Genomic DNA, 19,942 nt, shown 5'->3' with positions numbered 1-19,942 from the left:
AAAATAGCCGCTGATATTTATTGGCGGCAGCACTATGAACAACTCTTTAATTACTCCAGTTATTTTAGCGGGCGGCATTGGCTCTCGTTTATGGCCGTTGTCGCGCCAAGCAATGCCAAAACAGTTTTTACCCTTACTCGATGCTGAACCTACTGGGCAGTCGTTATTACAAAATACCCTAACACGGGTAACCGGTAGGGTATTCAATCGAGCTATTTTAGTGTGTAACGAACAGCACCGATTTATTGCCGCTGAGCAAGCTGCTAGTGCAAATCCGCGCGTATTACTTTTAGAACCCACAGGTAAAAATACTGCCCCAGCAATTGCTTTAGCTGCGCATTATGCGCTACAAAATGGCATAACAGGGCCACTGTTAGTTATGCCAGCGGATCATCATATAAATAATTTTAACTTACTCACCGAGCAGTTACACGGCGCGACAATATTAGCTGAGCAAGGTAAATTAGTTACCTTTTCTATTACGCCTACCGAGCCACACACAGGTTACGGATATATAAAACAAGGAAGCGCCATTATCGGTACTGACTGCTTTGAAGTAGCTGAATTTAAAGAAAAACCCAGCTTAACCACCGCAACAAGCTACCTGTTAGATGGAAGTTATAGTTGGAATAGCGGTATGTTTTTATTTACTGCTGCAGCGTATTTACAAGAGTTGGCTCGCTTTGCACCTAAAATTGCCAATTGTGTGGCTAACGCCGCCAATTTTAGTCAGGACTTAGGCTTTACACGCCCCAGTGCAAAAACGCTCGAAGCTTGCCCGAGTGACTCCATAGATTATGCTATTTTAGAGCGCAGTGATAACGTAGTTGTCATGCCTGTTGCCTTAAACTGGAGTGACGTAGGTGGTTTTTCATCACTTGCTAAGTTGCTAAAAAAAGATCCGCAAGGCAACAATGTAAATGCTAATTATGTAGCGCAAAACAGTAAAAACAATCTAATAATAAGCGAAACCGATCATACTATTGCCACCTTAGGGGTAAGTAATTTAGCTGTTATTCATACCCACGATGCCACACTTATTGCGAATCAAAATGAGCTTGATGCACTGCCGTTATTACTCAAAAAAGTAGCGCTTACGCAAACTGACAAGTTAACCCACCACCAAGTTGTTTATCGGCCGTGGGGAAATTATCGTACCTTGGTAGAAAACAGTGGATTTAAGGTTAAAAAAATAACCGTAAACAGCGGCGCTAAGCTCTCTACGCAGCGCCATCAATATCGTGCCGAGCATTGGGTAGTTGTATCTGGGGTTGCCGATGTATGCATTGATAAGCAAGCACTAACACTCAGTGCAGATCAGTCTTGTTATATTGCCGCTAAGCAAATTCATAGTTTGGCTAATAATAAAAATGCGCCGTTAATAGTAATTGAGGTACAAACAGGCACTATTTTAGATGAAAGCGACATTGAACGGTTTGATGATAAATATGGCAGAAACTAACAACGCTTTACTGCAGCCCTTTGCGTACACACCTTAAATACTCTTCTAAACTTTGCTGCCAAAGGTCGAGCGCTTCATTGATGGCGTTTTTTAGCGGCTTTTTATCAAGCATACGACGCTCTATTTTTTTCAGCGCTAAACCATAACGGTTAAAGCCCAGCTGTAGTGCGGTATTGGCTTGGCGATGTAATAATTTAATGCATTGCTCGGGCTGTTGTTCTACGAGCGCTTGGCAGCGATTTAGTTTACTGCGGGTAGAGAGCACAAACTCGTTATAAATAGACGACACTTCATCAATACTAAAAGAGCTGGTAAGCGTTTCGCTAGCGCTTGCGTCATATAAAGTATCAACCAAATCTACAGCTACAGTAGCCGTTTTAGTTGACTGTGAATCGCTTAGTGCTTGGCGCAATTTTTGGTGTTTAATAGGTTTACCTACAATGTCTTTTATACCCAGCGCTAAGTACTCTTTTACCTCACTAGGGCTTAAGCTTGCAGTAAAGGCTAGTACGGGAGTGCGCTGGTTTTTATGCTCAATTTTAGCCAATGTTTTAAGTACTTGTTGGCCGGTCAAATCAGGTAGGTTCATATCGAGCAGCACTACATCAAAATGATGCGCTTGCATTAACTCTATTGCAGTTTTACCGTCTTTTGCTAACTTAATTTTATGTTCGTCGTCGGCCATAAATTCTACGGCTATTTTTTGATTTAAATCTAAATCCTCTACTAACAACACCTTTAAACCGGTTAAATAATCTTTACTTTGATGACGTTGCGCTACTAGGCTGAGTTCGCCCAGCGCACACGTAATATCAAAGCTAAACACGCTGCCACTCCCTAGGCTACTGGCTATTTCTAACTTGCTATGCAGTTTTTCGAGTAAGCGGCTGGTTATTGCTAAACCAAGGCCTGTACCGCCTTTTTCTTTTCCGGCGCTACTTTGCACATAGGGTTCGGTTAGGTAGGCTATTTCGTCATTCTCGATGCCGGGGCCTGAGTCTTTTACGCTTATTTTAATAGTGTGTTCAAGTTGTTTTTCAGTGATTAGATCAATTTGAATTTTAACGCTACCTTGGTCGGTAAATTTAATTGCGTTACCCACAAGGTTAATAATAATTTGTCTGAGTTTTTGCTGATCGCAGTAGTAACAGGCTTGATCGGGTATATTGCAAAGTAGCTCAAACTTAAGTTGCTTTTGCTCTGCCAGAGGGCTTAGTAATAAGCATAAATTTTGTATCCAAGTTTTAAACTCAATATCTTCTTCGTAAAGAGCTTCGTCGCTTTGATCAAGGCTGGCGTAGTCGAGTACTTTATCAACCAGTAAATTAAGGGATTCGGCAGAGTTAATAATTGCCTCGCAATAGGCTTTATTGCGAGCATCACTTGTTTGGTTCATAACTAACTGAGCACTGCCTAAAATGCCGTTTAAAGGGGTGCGAATTTCGTGGCTGATAGTTGATAAAAACAACCCACGTATTTCTAGGTCTTTACGGGCTTTTTTAGTGAGCTTATTAAGATGCTGCTCTCTGCGCTCATTACACAACAGTGCCATGCCAGCGGCATAAAACATAGGTGCTATAACCCCGTTTAAAAAAAGTAACGAGCTAAACCAAGGGCTTAATAGGGTGTCATGTTGCTCAATTTTTTGCATAAATATCGAGCGGGCAATAAAGCTTACGGCAACTAAAGTTAAAATTATAATATAAACAATGCTGCCGTTGGGATAGGGCTTACGTGCATACTTTATAAATATAAACAGTAAAAATGCAGCTTCAGCTATATGCTGTATATCAGATATAAACAGCCTATCTTGAATAGATGGCGACAAAAAGCTGTAATAACCCAGCATTACGCTGCTAAAAGCAGTAAATGCACAAACAAGTTTAAAGCCAATACCGCGATAATCTAAAAACTGGCTAATAGCAAGGCAATGCACAATTGAGGCCGCAAACATCAATATATTGGCAATGCTAATGGCGACAAGTTCAGGGACTCGCCCGATCAGAGTAAAGCCAATAATAACGCCGAGCAATAAAACAGGATAAAAAATATAAAGCAGAGTGCCTGGAGTGTGTTTATTGGTGCGCCAGGTTAAAAAATTTAGCAGGGTCATTACAACCATAACGGCGATACTGGCAAAATATAGGGTAAAAGAGTCGAGCATTGAGGCACCAATAGCGTGTTATTAGATTAAAAGTATAACAATAATTACTTAACCGAAAATAGCTCAATATATTATTTAACACCTTGAGCTGTATTGAAATTAAAACGTATACTTTATTCGCTGGGGAGCGACTTATTATTTAAAATTTGAGCTTGCTGATTAAGCTTGCCCAGATACAAAAACAGACACGTATGTGCCTGTTTTGTGTTTAAACTAAAGTTTAAATTAACGTATTTCGTCTGGAATATGCTGCTGTGCCCACGATAGTAGCTCAATACGGTTACGACATTTTGTTTTTCTAAATGCGCTGTATAAATGAGTTTTAACTGTGTGTGGGCTAATGCTTAGCTCTTCAGCAATTTCTTTATTTTTTGAGCCATTACTCATTAATGAAATTATGGCTTTTTCGCGCTTGGTAAGTTTAACTGGCTCAATATCGCCTTCGGTAAGCTTATGCAGTGCATCTTTATTAAACTGCAACATACGATTTAATGCATTACACATTATATCTCTGCGATACCAAAGTTGATCTTCAAGTAGTAAGCGAATACCTTTCATCAATACATCGGCGTTATCTGTGGTGTAAAATACACCACGAATTCCGCTAAGTAAGGCACGATTAGCAAGCTCTGGGTTTTCATCCAAATTAAATAATACGATATCGCATTTAATCCGTAAATTAACCAGTTGCTCTTTTAATTTTCCCCACGCATCTTTGCTCGATGTTTCGATAAACAAAAGTCGTGTTCCTACAGGCACATCTAAAATATTGGTGCCTGTGGTTACGCTAATACCTTGCGTTTTTAACAAAGGTTCTAAAACGTTAATACCAATAGTGTTAATGGGCTCTTCATCTAATAACAAAAAGGCTGAACTGCTCATATTATTTTTACTCTTTTATAAAGCTTATGATTAAGTTTACCACGACCTCCACACCTTTTGTATTAGAAAGTCGCGTTGTAACGCAAAAAGCAAGTACGATATTATGATTATTTAAACATAAAATGTTGCAAATAAGTAATTATTTATTGATTGCGATTACAAAATAAAACAACCTAAAAAGCTTATAACTAATTGTATAAAATAAATAGCTGTTTATAGCGCCACTTTTTTGGTGTTTTGATAAGGAGGCCAGCCCATCTCTTTACCTGCAAGCATATGTAAATGAATATGATATACGGTTTGGCCACCATGTTCATTGCAATTCATGACCACTCGGTAGCCATCGTCGGCAAAGTTTAGTTGCTTGGCTAATTTAGCCGCTACTACATATAAATTACCTACTAAATGCGAGTTTTCAGGCGTTACATCGTTAATAGTAGCAATTGCCTTTTTGGGGATAATAAGTGCGTGAAATGGCGCCTGAGGGTTTATATCTTTAAAGGCGAGAGTATGCTCATCTTCATAAATAATATCAGCTGGGATCTCACGATTAATTATTTTAGTAAAAATAGTCTCTTGGCTCATTATATGGCCCCTAATTAAGTATGATTAAAGTAAGCTCCACTAATGACAAACTTTACAAGCAGTGTCAAACTGAAATCAAATAAAGGAGAAAATATGCGTAAATCAATATTATTAGGTAGTGCCGCAGCGCTATTGTTTAGTGTGTCGAGCATGGCAGAAAATATTCACTTTCCAGAAGAGTTTGTACCTCTGCAAGTTGGTGAGCGTGTTATTGAAAGCTCGATATTTAGCCGTGTTGATGACATAGAGCTAGCACCGGGTAGTTATAAATTAAAGCTTAAATATACTGACTTGTATGACCTAGGTTACGACGATCACGAAGTGGTAGAGTCTGAACCATTTTGGGTAAATGTAACTATTGAAGCAGGTAAAGATTATACTTTAGAGTTTAATCGTGCCAAAAATGCGGTTGCGGCTAAAGTATTTGCACAGTCGCCACAAGTAAGCTTAAAAGCAAAAGGAAGTGCACTGGCTGCGCCATTAAGTGTAATTTCTAATGCCCAGCTTACAAACACTGTGCCAGTACAGCAAGTTAGTAATACAACGGCAATGGCAACAAGCGCCAGCGAAGTAAGTAAACTCGTTGCACCTATTAATGGTAAGGGCATGCCTAGCGCAGCAGCAATGCTCGACTTTTGGTGGCAACAAGCAACTCCAGCTCAGCAACAAGCCTTTTTAGAAAAAGTAACCAAGTAGCTTTTTTATGCAATTAAAAAGGGCCGAATGTCGGCCCTTTTTGTATTTTAAACACTCGCTTATTAAGCTCGTTTTTATTTAAATAATTTATTCAAATAATGCGTCTATAGTGCCATGTGCTAGTGGGTGATAACCCGGGCGTGCTTTTAAGTACACGCTTTGTGCCCAGTCTTTTTTGCCGTTATCAATAAGTGACTTATAAAGCGGGACAATTAGCTTGCGACGACCAATACTGGTTAAGTGCTTATCAAGCGCCGGATAAATTGGCTGGTAGCCATTACCTACCGCTAGCATAAACCAAGCAAATGCACGCTCAGCGTTAGTTGATTGCGTTAAGTTATACGCAGTATCAAGCTCGCTCATATGTGTTTGGCTTAAATCGCGCGGTAAGTTATTTAAAAAGTGCAACCATTCATGCACCGACCAATTAGCTGTAGGCAATTGCGCTGCTGTGATATCGCCATTTAACCAAGTAGCTGTTGCTGTATCTACTTTATCAAAAGCATCTGATGTTGGATTAGGTGTATCGCTTGGTAAACCTGGCGCAAAAATCCATTCATTTACTTTATCCATGCTCACAATACCAGGGTACTTATCAATTAAGTTAGCTTTTAGGTAAGTAACAAATTGTGCAGTGGTTAAAGATTTAAAGGCAAATTCGTTAAAGTAAGTTTTTACAAAGGCGTCAAACTTATCGCGGCCATATTTTTCTTCTAGGTAAATTAAGAATAACTGCCCTTTGGTATAAGGTACAGAGCTAAACGCATCATCAGGATCGCGGCCATTAAGCTTTAAGTTAAGGCGCGTGTCTGGTGCATCAAGCGTTTTAATTTGGGCGCGAATACCTGCTGCATCAAGGGCTTGTTCCATTACTGCGCGGTCGCGACCAAATACTTCTTCCATAATGCGGTTTTCAACGTACGAGGTAAAACCTTCGTTTAACCATAAATCTTCCCAGGTTGCATTGGTAACTAAGTTACCAGACCAAGAATGAGCAAGCTCATGTGCAATTAGATTTACTAAGCTTTTGTCGCCTGCAACCACGGTTGGGGTAATAAACGAAAGGCGTGGGTTTTCCATGCCACCAAACGGAAAACTTGGCGGTAGCATAAGCAAATCGTAACGACCCCATGCATAATCGCCGTAAAGTGCGTTAGTTTTATCGATCATCGCTTGGGTGTCGTTAAATTCGGCAACTGAAGCATCTAAAATAGTTGGCTCAGCAAAAATACCGGTTTGATGCGACATTGCTTTAAATTCTAAATTACCTGCGCCAATAGCAATTAAGTAAGGCGAAATAGCTTGTGGCATATCAAAAATATAGTCGCCATCTTTATAAAGTGCGTCTTTATTGTCGGCACTCATTACCGCACGTATATCTTTAGGGGTATGAATGCGCGCTGAGTACGTTACTCGCATTGCTGGCGTGTCTTGTACTGGGATCCAGCTACGTGCATGAATTGCTTGCGATTGGCTGTACATAAACGGGTGTGTTTTGCTGGCTGTTTGCTCTGGTGTTAACCATTGTAGGCCAGACGCTTCAGGGCGGCTATTATAGTAAATACGTACTTTTGGCGCTTGGCTTTTAAAAGTAATAGTTAATTTTGAGCCTTTAACATCATCGCGTGTTGCTAAACTAAATTTAGCTTTATGCCATGTGCCGTTTTGCGTTTGATACATTACTTTATCAATATCTAAATCGCGAGTATCGAGCACTAGAGTTTTACTGTTGTTATTTTGCCATTCTAGGGTGTGCTCAACAAAACCTTCTAATTGCTTGTCGGCAAAGTCGACATCTAAATCAAGGTTTAAATGCGTAGTAATAACGTCATTAAGATTAGCATACGAGTTTTGATCAATAGCATTGGCCATTGCTTGTGAGCACATACCAGCCATAGCTAGGCTTAAAAAAAGAGGTGTGATTTTCATAATTACCCTGAACACAAATAAATAAGTGTTGGTTTTATATCATGATTGGCGAGGCGGGTTGAGCAATTTTTACATTCAGATGCGCTATTTGCGACAATGCGTTAAACTAACGCGATTAGTTACCGGTATATTTAGAGAGCTTTGTGGCGCACTCATTACAAACGTTACATACATTTGCATTAACCAGCCAATGCCAACAATTTGTTAAAATTAATAACCTAGAGCAGCTTAAAACGCAAAGCTTTAAGCCTCCATTTTGCCTATTAGGCGAGGGCAGTAATACAGTATTTTTAAATGATTACACCGGTACTGTTATTAAAATGGCAACTCAAGGTGTACAAATAAAAGAGCGCGCAAACGATTACTTAATTAGCGTGGCCGCTGGCGAAAACTGGCATCAACTAGTCAGCGAGCTGTTGGCTAAAAACATTCCCGGGCTTGAAAACCTAGCGCTTATTCCCGGTACTGTGGGTGCTGCGCCGGTGCAAAATATTGGTGCCTACGGAGTTGAATTGGCTAAATTTGTAGAGTCGGTTGAGTATTTTGATATAGCAAACAAAACCTTTAATACCTTAAATAATGCGCAATGTGAATTTGGCTATCGCGATTCTATTTTTAAACACGCGTTAAAAAATAAAGCGGTGATCACTACTGTGCATTTAGCCTTGCCTAAAGGGTGGCAGCCGGTATTGAGTTATGGACCGCTGCAGCAACTTGCAGCCGTTACGCCACAAGCGGTATTTGAGCAAGTAATAGCAACACGTAACAGCAAATTGCCCAATCCTTATACCTTACCTAATGCAGGTAGTTTTTTTAAAAACCCCATTATTACTAATCAATGTTTAGCTGCTTTATTAACTACCTTTGCAGATTTACCGCATTATAAACACGGTGCAAAGCACCATAAAGTGGCTGCGGGTTGGCTAATAGAGCAAGCGGGTTTAAAAGGCTACCGCATTGCAGGTATTGAGGTACATAAACAACAAGCCCTAGTGCTAGTAAATTACGGCCAAAGCCAAGGAAGCGATTTAATTGCGATGATTAAACATATTCAACACAGCGTATTTTCTCGTTACAACATTATGTTAGAGCACGAAGTACGCTTAATTAATAACAGTAGTGAATGCCATATTACAGCGGATCCAACGCCATGAAAGCACCCGATGGGAATAAACTCGCCATTTTAAATGCCCTCAATCAAGGTGGTTTTATTTCAGGGCAGGTATTAGGCGAGCAACTGGGTATTAGCCGCGCAGCTATTAGTAAGCATATTAAAAGCTTACAAGAAATGGGCTTAGATATTTTTAAGGTAACTGGTAAAGGTTACAGCTTAAATAGCCAAGTCGGACTGTTAAACCAAGCGCAAATACAACAACACTATCAAGCGTTAGGTGCAACTACCGCCAAAGTAGAAGTACACCCCATAATAGACTCCACTAATAGTGAGCTAATGCGCCGCATACAAGCAAAAACTGAGCTTGAATCGGGTACTGTTATTGTGGCCGAAATGCAGCAGTTGGGGCGTGGGCGTCGGGGCCGGGTTTGGCAGTCGCCATTTGGAGCCAACTTATATTATAGTTACTTTTGGCGCTTAGATGATGGCATACAAGCCGCTATGGGCGTATCTATAGTGGTTGGCTTAGCTGTATATGATGCTATTAAAGCGCTATACAACATAGAAGTAGAGCTAAAATGGCCTAACGATATTTACCTCAATAAACAAAAGCTCGCTGGCGTATTAGTTGAGCTCGACGCGCAACCGCAAGGTCCTTGTCAGTTAGTTATAGGCATAGGTATTAACTTACAAATGCCAGAGAGCTTTAGTCAGCACATTGATCAAGCATGGACTGATTTAAGTCAACATACGCAGCAGCTTAATAAAAATCAGTTGGTTGCCTCGCTTACTTATCATTTAGAGCAGCGTTTAGAGCAGTATAGTGAAAGCGGTTTACAGAGCATGCATCAGCAATGGAATGCTTTAAATGCATTTGCTGGTGAATGTGTAGAGCTAAATACCGGACATCGTAGTTGGCGCGGAATATGTGAGGGAATAGACTCACAAGGCGGAATTCGTATTCGCCAAGATGGTGAAGTAAAAAGCTATTACGGCGGCGAAATTTCGCTCAGAAAGGCGCAACTATGAAATTACTCATAGATGTAGGCAATACTTCACTTAAAGCTAAGCTGTGGCAAAACGAGCAAGTTCAGGCATGTGATTTAAATAATTTACCTTGGCATGCAATTACACACGTTATTTATGCTTGCGTAGGGCGCAGTGAGCTACTTAATGCTATTTTAGCGCAAGCCGCCTTTAATAGTATTAGCTGCTTTGAAGCTAAAGTAACTAAAACGCTAGGTGGGCTCACCTGTGCTTACGAGCACTTTAATAATTTAGGCATAGATAGATGGCTGGCACTTATTGCAAGTTTTACCTTGTATCCAAATAAGGCCTGCATAGTTGTTGATGCCGGTACGGCTACCACAATTGATGTACTCAATAGTGACGGGCAGCACTTAGGTGGCTGGATTTTACCTGGCCTTGATTTAATGACCCGCTCGTTAACGCAAAATACCCAGCGCGTTTTTGATGATGAAAATACGCCATTTACTAATCAACTGGGAATAAACACCCCAAATGGTTTAAAAAATGGTGCCTTGGTTGCCACCATAGGAGCAATTAACCAAGCTAAACCTTATTTAAATGATAAAAATACGCAAATTATTTTTGCCGGTGGTTATGGTTCGTTATTACAACAGCAATTCAAAGAGAGTATTTTTGATCCTATGCTGGTTATTAAAGGCTTAAATTATTGGTATGAATTAGATGAAAACAGCAATAAATTATAAAAAAGCCGGTTTTTGCCTGAATTGTGAGCATTTAAACAATAAATTCTCATTTATTTTAATTTTATAGTTGCATCCCAATAAAGCTTACTCTAATATCTCGCCCCGTACTAAAGCAGTGCCGACTTAGCTCAGCTGGTAGAGCAACTGACTTGTAATCAGTAGGTCAACCGTTCGACTCGGTTAGTCGGCACCACTTTCCTTTTTACCGAAAGTGCATTAGTAAAGAATTATCGTGGAGGGGTTCCCGAGCGGCCAAAGGGATCAGACTGTAAATCTGACGGCTCAGCCTTCGCTGGTTCGAATCCAGCTCCCTCCACCACTTTATTCTTGACGGTTAGAGGTATTTTAAGAACAGGTTCCTAACGCGGGCATCGTATAATGGCTATTACCTCAGCCTTCCAAGCTGATGATGCGGGTTCGATTCCCGCTGCCCGCTCCAGTTTATGGTGATGCTGATATAGCTCAGTTGGTAGAGCGCACCCTTGGTAAGGGTGAGGTCGGCAGTTCGACTCTGCCTATCAGCACCAGTTTTAAGAACCTCCTTAAGCGCTTCCTTTATCTGTCAGAAAAAACTATTTGAAATTTGAAAAAATCAACTTAATCTACCTATGGTGGATTATTTTCATATGTAATATAGATACACAAAACTGATAGGTTCCGTCATGGCAAAAGCAAAGTTTGAACGCGTAAAACCGCATGTTAACGTAGGTACAATTGGCCACGTTGACCACGGTAAAACTACATTAACTGCAGCAATCACTAACGTACTTGCAAAAGTATACGGCGGTGTTGCTAAAGATTTCGCATCAATCGACAACGCTCCAGAAGAGCGCGAGCGCGGTATCACAATTTCAACGTCTCACGTTGAATACGATACGCCTACTCGTCACTACGCACACGTAGATTGTCCTGGTCACGCCGATTATGTTAAAAACATGATCACTGGTGCTGCTCAAATGGACGGTGCTATTTTAGTAGTAGCTGCGACTGATGGTCCTATGCCACAAACACGTGAGCACATCCTACTTTCTCGCCAAGTTGGCGTTCCTTACATCATCGTGTTCATGAACAAATGTGACATGGTTGATGACGAAGAGCTACTTGAGCTAGTAGAAATGGAAGTTCGTGAACTTCTTTCAGAATACGATTTCCCAGGTGATGACTTACCACTAATTCAAGGTTCAGCACTTAAAGCGCTTGAAGGCGAGAAAGAGTGGGAAGATAAGATTGTTGAGCTTGCAAACGCACTTGACTCTTACATTCCAGAGCCAGAACGTGACATCGATAAAGCATTCATCATGCCTATCGAAGACGTTTTCTCAATCCAAGGCCGTGGTACTGTTGTAACTGGTCGTGTTGAAGCTGGTATTATCCGCATCAACGACGAGATTGAAATTGTTGGTATCCGTGATACAACTAAGTCAATCTGTACTGGTGTTGAAATGTTCCGTAAACTGCTTGACGAAGGTCGTGCTGGTGAGAACATTGGTGCACTTTTACGTGGTACTAAGCGTGAAGACGTTGAACGTGGTCAAGTACTAGCTAAGCCTGGTTCAATCAAGCCACACACTACTTTTGAATCAGAAGTATACGTACTTTCAAAAGATGAAGGTGGTCGTCATACTCCATTCTTCAAAGGTTACCGTCCACAGTTCTACTTCCGTACAACTGACGTAACTGGTGACGTACAGTTACCAGAAGGCGTAGAAATGGTAATGCCTGGTGATAACGTTAAGATGACAGTAACTCTAATCGCGCCAATCGCGATGGACGAAGGTCTTCGTTTCGCTATCCGTGAAGGTGGTCGTACTGTAGGCGCTGGCGTTGTTGCAAACATCGTAGCGTAATAATTAACGTTTAAGTTAATTGTTAGAAAAAGGTCACTTAGGTGGCCTTTTTTAATGCCTGTAATAAAGTGCAGGTTGCAGGTATTAGGTTTTAGATATTAGGTACGAGGCTTCAGGTTTAAGGTAGAGCAGAGCGGTGTTAACTTTATCGTCGTAGCGTGGGTTTGAGGCTTACGAACCTCGAGGATAAAGCATGAGGGTGGCGTTGTTGGCTTAGATTTATGCAAGTTGAGGATAGAAACACGCGGCCATTGGCCGCGTTATATATTGAAGTTAGTGTTAGTTATGTTTTTCTAACCTGATACCTGATACCTGATACCTGATACCTGATACCTGATACCTGATACCTGATACCTGATACCTGATACCTGATACCTGATACCTAGAGCCTAATGCTTTTTCGCATACGCTTCGGCTTGTTTCCAAACGCGTAGTGTATTGCCGCTTAAAATCTTTTTAATGTCGGTATCACTGTAGCCCCTGTCCATTAAACCTTGTACTAGGTTAGGATAGCTAGATACGTCTTTTAAGCCAATTGGCAGCGAATCGCCAACACCATCATAATCAGAACCAATACCTACATAATCAATACCAATTAGCGCAACTACGTGATCAATATGATCAAGCACCTGCTCGAGACTGGCAAATGGGTAGGGGTTTTTAGCGCGATATGCAGCATCAAAATCATTACTTAATTTGGTGCCTTCTTTTTTTGCAGACTCTTTTGTACTTTTTAGCTGCTTGCCCCAACTACCTGCTTTAGCGGTAACAAAGCTTGAGCCAAAGTTAATTTGAATAACCCCGCCATTTTTTTTCAGCGCCAGTAGCATGTCGTCATTCATATTACGCTCAAAACCGGGTGTGTATTTGCGTAGCGATGAATGCGAGGCTATAACGGGTGTTTTAGAGAGTTCTATTACCTGATAAAACGCATCATCAGAAATGTGCGAAACGTCGATTAACATGCCAATGTTGTTCATTTCAGTAACTAGCTTTTTACCAAAAGGGCTTAAGCCTTTCCATTTACGGCGAATGTCGTATGACGAGTCAGAAATATGGTTGCTTTGCGAATGAGCAAGGGTAATATAACGCACACCACGGTCGAAAAAGTGTTGTAGATTTTTCATATCACCTTCAATAGGTGAGCCATTTTCCATGCCCATAGCAATCGAAAGCTTACCTTGCTTAAACTGCTCTTCTATATCGACAGTTGAGCTGGCAATTGCAAATTTGTCGGGTGCACGTTGTGCGATTGCTTCCATACTATCAATAAGTAAATTAGCAAGTTGATAGCTTTTACCTTTGCCTTCAAATTCTAAGTGAGCAGGAATGTAAATCGACATAAATGGGGCATTTAAACCGCCTTGTATAGCGCGAGGGTAGTCAAAGTCACCATCGTCGGTGGCTTTGGTAACGTCGGCCCATTTGTCGTGTAGACGGTAAGGTACATCAATATGGGTATCAATTAAAATTGTGTCTTTTGCCAGCTTAATTGCTTTATCTGATGCGGTTATTGTTGTTGCATTAGCTTGGCTACTTAATGCTAGTGATATGGCTACCACTAGAGTGCTGAGTTTTATCATTTTATGGCTCTTTGGGTAAAAAGCCATTGTGTACTTTCAATACAAAAGTTACAAGTGCTACAAAGTTAACTGTATCTAATCAAACGATTGTGCCTGATGCTCTTCACTTTGCAGCGCTTTAAATTCGCCTTTGGAAATGATAGTTACCGACTCATGTAGTTCTGAAAAAAACACCATAGCTTCACCACTTTTAAGCTGCAGCTTTACTTGGTTTACTTTCGATTCAATACTGGCTTCTACTTCGCCATAATCAGTGCCTTCGCGCAGTACATAGCTTTCTATTAGGTTGTATAAGGTGTCTTTATCAAGTTGCTCGTAAGGAATGATCATACTGACTCTTTGTTGGTTTTATTTAATACATATTGGCCAAAATAACTTGGCACCGCTTGCTCTAACCAAAATACCGGCTTAAATGGATTTTTACCGCTAATAAAGCCCACATGCCCGCCTTTTTCAGAGATGCGCAGCGTAACATGCTCACTCACATCTTGCCTACTTGGTACGGCCTTTATAGAGAGCATAGGATCGTCTTTGGCATGAATAATTAATGTTGGCACCGCTATATGTTTTAAATACGGCATAGCACTGGCTTGGCGGTAATAATCATGTGCATTTTCAAAGCCGTGTAAAGGCGCGGTAAGTTGATTATCAAACTCTAACAAGTCGTCAATTTCCATTAATTGATCGGTAGTTATCGATATTTGCTGCTTAATTTGTGGCAATTTACGCTGCATTGATTTTTTCATGCGATCGAGTAAATACTTTTGATAAATTTTACCTAAACTTTTTCGAATAACATCCGATGATGCCGATAAATCATAAGGTGCAGATACCAGTGCTGCTGCACTTAGCGGGCATTGTTGCTGTTGCTCGCCTAAATACTTAGCTAATACATTACCACCTAGCGAAAAGCCTACCGCAACTAAAGGTCGGTTTGGATATAGCTGCTTTAAGTGGTTTATAAAAAAGCTTAAGTCGGCGGTATCACCACTGTGATAAGCACGTGGTAAGCGATTTACTTCGGTGGAGCAGTTTCTAAAATGCATAAGCACCACTGCAAAACCTTGCTTTTTTAAGGCTTTCATCATGCCTTTGGCATAAAAGCTATTTATATTGCCTTCAAGTCCATGTAGTACCACAGCAAGAGGAGCCGTTTCGTTATGCGGTAGCGACCAAGCAAGCTCGATAAAGTCACCATCGGGAGTATCAAGTTGCTCCAATTGGTAGCGAGTATGATGAAATGGGCGGAAAAAACGCGGCATTATGGTCTGAACGTGACGATTGGTCATCCACCATGCGGGTTTGAACTTATGGATCATGTTTGTACTACACACTTTGCAATAAACGAGGCGCTAGTGTAGCAAATTTTTCGGCTAGGAAAATAAAAAGCGCCTAATCAGTAAACTGATAGGCGCTTTGTGCGTCGTGCTTAATTTTGGTCAGGAATTTCTGCTTCTTGTACTTTCTTAATAAAGTAGTATACAAAGAAAAGGCACAAGCTAATAACGATCCCCAGAAAACCAAACGATAAGAACAGTACTGGGTCGGTAAAAAAATCTCTGAAGAATACGTCCATAACTTGCCTCCTAATGTCTATGGGTTAATCATAAGCTGGGTTTAGGGATACAGTTATGATCAAGATCAAGTTATTTACCTAAGTGAAATAATGAGCGATATGAAGTTGATTTGGATCATGTTTTGAGAAGAAGGTATTAGGTTTAACAGATGGGTAAAGGGAGCAGGTGAAAACAGCTTTGACCACTGAGAATATAAGGATTAAAGAGGTTTTAATTTTTCCCTCTAAAAGCGCAGCGCCTTTTAACCTGTTTGTGAATAAGTCACTTAAAGATCTTTTGCACAAAGAGAAAAGAATGAGCAGTAAAAGAGGGTAGGACTCATAAGTATTGAAATATGCGCGAGCTGTTTTTTCTGGCGCTTTGTACCTAAAAGCTGGCCTTTAAATATAATTCAATATTATTTGGCTCGGTACACTCTACCAATTCACATTCATTTACTGCATTTATTAGCATTTGCTGTTGCTGCTTTTCAAGCTTGAGCTCAGCGCTAAGCAGCTCTTTGCGTATGTTTGCATAGTCAGTAATAGCTTGTTGGTGTACTTTTAAATAACTGCGTGCTGCGCGTAGTTGCTGCATCACGTTATTATCGAGCTCATTAACAACTTGTGTTAATACTCCAAGCTGCTGACTATTTACAACTAAGTTTAGTGAATCTAAATACAAGAGTAATAAACACAAATTAACGTTTTTACCTTGCTGGTTTTGTAACTCCAGCAAGGTTTGTTGTTGCACTGGCTTTGCGTACAAAGTGCAGGAAAATTGCCAAAAATGGTCGCTATTGAGCAAGTTCATCGGCGAACGCCTGCTCTTTTTGTTCCATTTCGTCTAGCGCCATAAGGAGCGCTTCTTCAATGTCGTTAAGCTTAGGTGTAAGTGTGGCTTGTTTGGCTAGTAACTCTTTTAGCTTGGCTTTATTGTCATCAGAATATAGCTCGTTATCACCTAATGCTACTTCAACCTCATTGAGCTCTGCAGCGTATTTGTCGAGTTGCTTTTCGAGCTTTTCAATTTGTTTTTTAAGCGGTTGCGTGGCTTTTCTAAATTCGGCCTCAAGGCGTTTTTGCTCTTTACGGTTAATACCTGAATTAGCTTTTACTTCGTCACTTTGATCTGTTTTAGTCGCTTCTTTATTGGCGTTAAGCAGCCATTGGTAATACGCATCTAAGTCGTAACCAAATTGAGTTACTTTGCCGTCATCTACTAAGTAAAATTCATCGGCGGTGTTTTTAAGCATATGGCGGTCGTGCGATACAGTAACCATAGCGCCCTCAAAGCCTTGCAGTGCCATAACAAGTGCATGGCGCATTTCTAAATCAAGGTGGTTGGTTGGCTCATCGAGTAGTAATAAATTTGGCTTTTGATATACCAGCATGGCAAGTACTAAACGTGCTTTCTCGCCCCCCGAAAAGGGTGCTACTGGCTCAAGCGCTTTATCACCAATAAAGGCAAATCCGCCTAAAAAATCACGCAGTGATTGCTCAGTAGCCTTTGGGTTTAGTCGTTGTATATGTGTTATTGCATTGGCTTTTAAATCAAGAGATTCAAGTTGATGCTGCGCAAAATAACCAATATTTAGCCCATGGTGCTGAATAACTTCGCCAGCTTGAGGCTCTAAATCACCCGAAAGCAGTTTAATTAGCGTTGATTTACCCGCGCCATTTCGGCCAAGTAAAGCAATGCGGCTGCCTGGTACTAAGTTTAATTCTATATTATTTAAAATGGTGACATCACCATATCCCGCTTTGGCTTTATCTATTGTCATTAGTGGGTTTGGTAATGCTTTTGGCTCGGCAAACTCAAAGTTAAATGGTGAGTCGGCATGTGCTGGAGCTAATTTTTCCATACGCTCAAGTGCTTTCACGCGGCTTTGTGCTTGCTTAGCTTTACTGGCTTTTGCTTTAAAGCGAGTTATAAACTGTTCTAGGTGAGCAATTTGCTCTTGTTGCTTATCAAACATGGCTTGCTGCTGTAGCATGCGCTCGGCTTTTTGACGCTCAAACTGCGAGTAGTTGCCTTTGTACACGTTGATAAGTTGTTTATCTATATGCCAAATTTGATCAACTACGGCATCTAAAAACTCACGGTCATGCGATATCAGCACTAAAGTTCCAGTATAAGCACGTAAAAAACGTTCAAGCCAATATACTGCGTCTAAATCAAGGTGGTTAGTGGGCTCATCAAGTAATAACAGGTCGGCATCGCGAATAAGCGCTTGGGCTAAATTTAAGCGCATACGCCAGCCACCCGAAAATGAACTTACCGGGTTTTCTATTAAGTTATTAGCAAAGCCTAAACCATGTAATAGCTCACCAGCGGTTGATTCAATGCTGTAGCCTTTAATGTTTTCAAGCTGAATATGTATTTTAGCTTGTGCGTCGCCATCGTTAGCTTGCTCGGCTTCACGCAGTGCAATACGCATGGCGTAATACTGCGGATGACCTTGTAGTACATAGTCTATTGCGCTTATTTCCAGTGCGGGAGTTTCTTGTTTTACTGACGCTATAGACCAGTCTTTAGGTATAGTAAAGTTACCGCCATCGAGCTGTAGCTCTGCTTTGAGGAGGCTAAATAGGGTTGATTTACCACAACCATTAGCGCCTACTAGGCCTACTTTATGCTCTGGAAATAACGTAGCAGATGCATTTTTTAATAAAGCTTTACCGCCACGAAGAAGTTCTATTTCTGAGATTTGGATCATAAATGCGTTACTTTACTGTGCCCTAATTGAATTGCCAATATGATAACACGGATCGTATTGGGCATATCAACCGTATCAACGCATCACGTAATACGATAAAATAACATTAGGTCAAACTGTGGGAAAAATCTCGTGAAACAAAAGAAGCGATTTATAGCTGGGGCAACATGTCCTGAATGTAAAGCCATGGATAGGTTAATGCTTTACAAAGAGCATGATGTAGAAAAAGTAGAATGTGTAGAGTGCGGCCATAAAATGGCACAGCCAGAACAGGCTGTGCAGGCGTCAACACGCCAGTTTGAACAAGTTATAGGCGTGTTTAAACCAGGAGATTAAATCCTTTGCTGCATAGCTGCATATTAATAATGCGGCGGCGGTGGCTCAGGTTCGTTTGACATCATCGATGATGATGACTGCGATTCTTTAATTTTTTCAGCCAGTAGCTCTGTTTGGCGTTTCATTTTTGCCAACAGCTGCTGGTGAACTTTTATTTCGTCATTTAAAATATCAATTGTTTCGTCTTGAAAAGCCACTTTGGCCTCAAGTTCCATTAAGCGATGTTCAATTGTGTTCATTATTCTCTCGTATAATAAATCGCTCTGCGATACCGCTGGAGCTTTCGGTTAATAACGACCTGCCGTTATCTGTAAATGTTACATCGAGCACCACGGCCGATTTAGGCTTACTGCCTTCGCGTGGTGTCACTTGCCAAGTTTGAATTTTTTCACCGCTCGATATTTGCCATAAATCAATGCGTTTATTAGGCGACCCAGTTGCTAGCAAATCACCTTGATCGTTAAAGCGTACCGCCGTAAAAATTTTCTGACGCGCAATATACTTCAGTTTACTTACAAGATCACCTGTAGTCAGCTTCCATACATTTGCTTGTGCCATACTGTCGGCCGTAAATGCATAGCGACCTTGTGGGTCAAGCGTAACTTGAGTAACACGAGTAGGGTGGTTAAAGCGATGAATCACTTGCCCTGTACGCGTATCCCAAAAGTAAGCAACGTAATCGTTTGAACCACTTAAAGCATAGCGCCCGTTAGGGGCAAGATCGACCGTGTTTACTTTTTCTTGGTGGCCTAAAAACTCAATACGGCGGCCAGTTTCAAGGTTAATAAACACCACTACGCCATCGCTGCGCCCGTATAGTACGCTACGGCCTTGGTTGCTTATAGCAATATCGCGAATACTGGATTTTTGTATTTTGTAGTAACCTTTATTTTCGCCGGTGGCAATATCCCATACCGCAAAGGTGGTTTTTTCGGCGGTAACAGCCACACTGTTGTCAAAAGCGATAGCAACGGCATAAACCAGGCTATCTTGGGCTTGTTGCTGAAACCATTGGTATTTAAGTGCTTGCTGTTGATTATCCCACAGCGCGACCCCATGGTTAATGGAGGAGACTAAGCTGTATTTACCATCATGCGATAGCGCCGATGAAAACGCGCCTTGTGCAGCATGTTCATAACTGGCAACAGCTTGTTGTTTTTCATCACTACAGGCGATGGCCGATAAACAGCAAAACACGATAAAAAAAGTACGAAATAACGGCATATTACAAGCATTTCCTCTTAACTCTTAGTGATTGAGAGGTTAGACTAGGTCTCGTTGAAGGCCTAGGTTGTTTGTCTAATCACTGGATATGTTTTTAGTTTAGCTAACAACG

The 19,942-nt window shown here is 41.0% G+C and carries 18 protein-coding genes and 4 tRNA genes; 11 read left to right on the top strand and 11 right to left on the bottom strand.

The genetic code is table 11. The features are described 5' to 3' along the window. Positions 1-34 precede the first annotated feature (34 nt). Complete coding sequence (locus AAEZ18_RS06560) at positions 35-1,462, top strand: mannose-1-phosphate guanylyltransferase/mannose-6-phosphate isomerase (protein WP_350594066.1); 1,428 nt, start codon at positions 35-37, stop codon at positions 1,460-1,462. 7 nt (positions 1,463-1,469) lie between these two features. Here AAEZ18_RS06560 and AAEZ18_RS06555 read toward each other — a convergent pair whose 3' ends face one another. The 3 genes from AAEZ18_RS06555 to AAEZ18_RS06545 all read right to left on the bottom strand — a co-directional run bounded on the left by AAEZ18_RS06555 (position 1,470) and on the right by AAEZ18_RS06545 (position 5,093). Then, positions 1,470-3,626, bottom strand: coding sequence for an ATP-binding protein (locus tag AAEZ18_RS06555; protein ID WP_086994430.1), 2,157 nt, complete (start codon positions 3,624-3,626; stop codon positions 1,470-1,472). 225 nt (positions 3,627-3,851) lie between these two features. After that, a complete protein-coding gene (locus AAEZ18_RS06550) occupies positions 3,852-4,508 on the bottom strand; it encodes a helix-turn-helix transcriptional regulator (protein ID WP_086994433.1) in 657 nt (218 codons plus the stop codon). Between the two features lie 213 nt (positions 4,509-4,721). Then, complete coding sequence (locus AAEZ18_RS06545) at positions 4,722-5,093, bottom strand: histidine triad nucleotide-binding protein (protein WP_011329544.1); 372 nt, start codon at positions 5,091-5,093, stop codon at positions 4,722-4,724. 93 nt (positions 5,094-5,186) lie between these two features. Here AAEZ18_RS06545 and AAEZ18_RS06540 point away from each other — a divergent pair, with 93 nt between their 5' ends. Next, positions 5,187-5,789 carry a DUF2057 domain-containing protein gene (locus tag AAEZ18_RS06540; protein ID WP_011329543.1) on the top strand — a complete coding sequence of 201 codons (603 nt, stop codon included), beginning with the start codon at positions 5,187-5,189 and terminating at the stop codon, positions 5,787-5,789. An 87-nt stretch (positions 5,790-5,876) separates the two neighbouring features. Here AAEZ18_RS06540 and AAEZ18_RS06535 read toward each other — a convergent pair whose 3' ends face one another. Then, complete coding sequence (locus tag AAEZ18_RS06535) at positions 5,877-7,718, bottom strand: M1 family metallopeptidase (RefSeq protein ID WP_011329542.1); 1,842 nt, start codon at positions 7,716-7,718, stop codon at positions 5,877-5,879. A gap of 143 nt (positions 7,719-7,861) precedes the next feature. On the opposite strand from AAEZ18_RS06535, the gene murB reads away from it, so the two are divergent. From murB to tuf, 8 genes are all read left to right on the top strand, one after another. Next, the gene (gene murB / locus AAEZ18_RS06530) at positions 7,862-8,872 is read left to right on the top strand and encodes a UDP-N-acetylmuramate dehydrogenase (protein WP_089368877.1); all 1,011 of its coding nucleotides are present in this window, start codon (positions 7,862-7,864) and stop codon (positions 8,870-8,872) included. Further along, complete coding sequence (birA, locus tag AAEZ18_RS06525; RefSeq protein WP_089368876.1) at positions 8,869-9,861, top strand: bifunctional biotin--[acetyl-CoA-carboxylase] ligase/biotin operon repressor BirA; 993 nt, start codon at positions 8,869-8,871, stop codon at positions 9,859-9,861. The genes murB and birA overlap by 4 nt, the downstream gene beginning before the upstream one ends. Further along, positions 9,858-10,565, top strand: a complete 708-nt coding sequence (locus tag AAEZ18_RS06520) for a pantothenate kinase (protein ID WP_089368875.1) — start codon at positions 9,858-9,860, stop codon at positions 10,563-10,565. The genes birA and AAEZ18_RS06520 overlap by 4 nt, the downstream gene beginning before the upstream one ends. A 117-nt stretch (positions 10,566-10,682) precedes the next feature. Continuing rightward, a tRNA-Thr gene (locus AAEZ18_RS06515) sits at positions 10,683-10,758 on the top strand. A gap of 41 nt (positions 10,759-10,799) precedes the next feature. Beyond that, a tRNA-Tyr gene (locus AAEZ18_RS06510) sits at positions 10,800-10,884 on the top strand. A gap of 45 nt (positions 10,885-10,929) precedes the next feature. Further along, positions 10,930-11,004: transfer RNA gene (locus tag AAEZ18_RS06505), tRNA-Gly, on the top strand. 12 nt (positions 11,005-11,016) lie between these two features. Further along, a tRNA-Thr gene (locus AAEZ18_RS06500) sits at positions 11,017-11,092 on the top strand. Between the two features lie 135 nt (positions 11,093-11,227). Beyond that, positions 11,228-12,412, top strand: coding sequence for an elongation factor Tu (gene tuf, locus AAEZ18_RS06495; protein WP_011329538.1), 1,185 nt, complete (start codon positions 11,228-11,230; stop codon positions 12,410-12,412). 389 nt (positions 12,413-12,801) lie between these two features. On the opposite strand, the gene AAEZ18_RS06490 is transcribed toward tuf, so the two are convergent. The 5 genes from AAEZ18_RS06490 to AAEZ18_RS06470 form a co-directional block, all read right to left on the bottom strand. Next, positions 12,802-13,995, bottom strand: a complete 1,194-nt coding sequence (locus AAEZ18_RS06490) for a dipeptidase (protein WP_089368874.1) — start codon at positions 13,993-13,995, stop codon at positions 12,802-12,804. Between the two features lie 75 nt (positions 13,996-14,070). Continuing rightward, positions 14,071-14,325: a YheU family protein gene (locus tag AAEZ18_RS06485; protein ID WP_011329536.1), complete on the bottom strand. Its 255-nt coding sequence runs from the start codon at positions 14,323-14,325 to the stop codon at positions 14,071-14,073. After that, on the bottom strand, positions 14,322-15,314 hold the full coding sequence (locus AAEZ18_RS06480) for a hydrolase (RefSeq protein WP_011329535.1): 993 nt from the start codon (positions 15,312-15,314) through the stop codon (positions 14,322-14,324). Before AAEZ18_RS06480 ends, AAEZ18_RS06485 begins: the two co-directional genes overlap by 4 nt. A 624-nt stretch (positions 15,315-15,938) precedes the next feature. Next, on the bottom strand, positions 15,939-16,364 hold the full coding sequence (locus AAEZ18_RS06475) for a TIGR02444 family protein (protein ID WP_089368873.1): 426 nt from the start codon (positions 16,362-16,364) through the stop codon (positions 15,939-15,941). Further along, positions 16,348-18,270: an ATP-binding cassette domain-containing protein gene (locus AAEZ18_RS06470; protein WP_350594062.1), complete on the bottom strand. Its 1,923-nt coding sequence runs from the start codon at positions 18,268-18,270 to the stop codon at positions 16,348-16,350. Before AAEZ18_RS06470 ends, AAEZ18_RS06475 begins: the two co-directional genes overlap by 17 nt. Positions 18,271-18,402: 132 nt before the next feature. Between AAEZ18_RS06470 and AAEZ18_RS06465 the strand changes: the two genes are divergently transcribed. Continuing rightward, positions 18,403-18,606, top strand: a complete 204-nt coding sequence (locus AAEZ18_RS06465) for a YheV family putative zinc ribbon protein (protein WP_041454614.1) — start codon at positions 18,403-18,405, stop codon at positions 18,604-18,606. Between the two features lie 23 nt (positions 18,607-18,629). Here AAEZ18_RS06465 and AAEZ18_RS06460 read toward each other — a convergent pair whose 3' ends face one another. Beyond that, complete coding sequence (locus tag AAEZ18_RS06460) at positions 18,630-18,845, bottom strand: SlyX family protein (protein ID WP_011329530.1); 216 nt, start codon at positions 18,843-18,845, stop codon at positions 18,630-18,632. Beyond that, positions 18,832-19,830 carry a WD40 repeat domain-containing protein gene (locus AAEZ18_RS06455; protein ID WP_011329529.1) on the bottom strand — a complete coding sequence of 333 codons (999 nt, stop codon included), beginning with the start codon at positions 19,828-19,830 and terminating at the stop codon, positions 18,832-18,834. Before AAEZ18_RS06455 ends, AAEZ18_RS06460 begins: the two co-directional genes overlap by 14 nt. Positions 19,831-19,942 lie beyond the last annotated feature (112 nt).

Origin of the sequence: Pseudoalteromonas sp. 19-MNA-CIBAN-0066 (genome assembly GCF_040308705.1) — a bacterium.
GTDB classification, from domain to species: domain Bacteria; phylum Pseudomonadota; class Gammaproteobacteria; order Enterobacterales; family Alteromonadaceae; genus Pseudoalteromonas; species Pseudoalteromonas nigrifaciens.
Note: the sequence above shows the minus strand (reverse complement) of the source record. Positions and strands in the feature narration are given on the sequence as shown.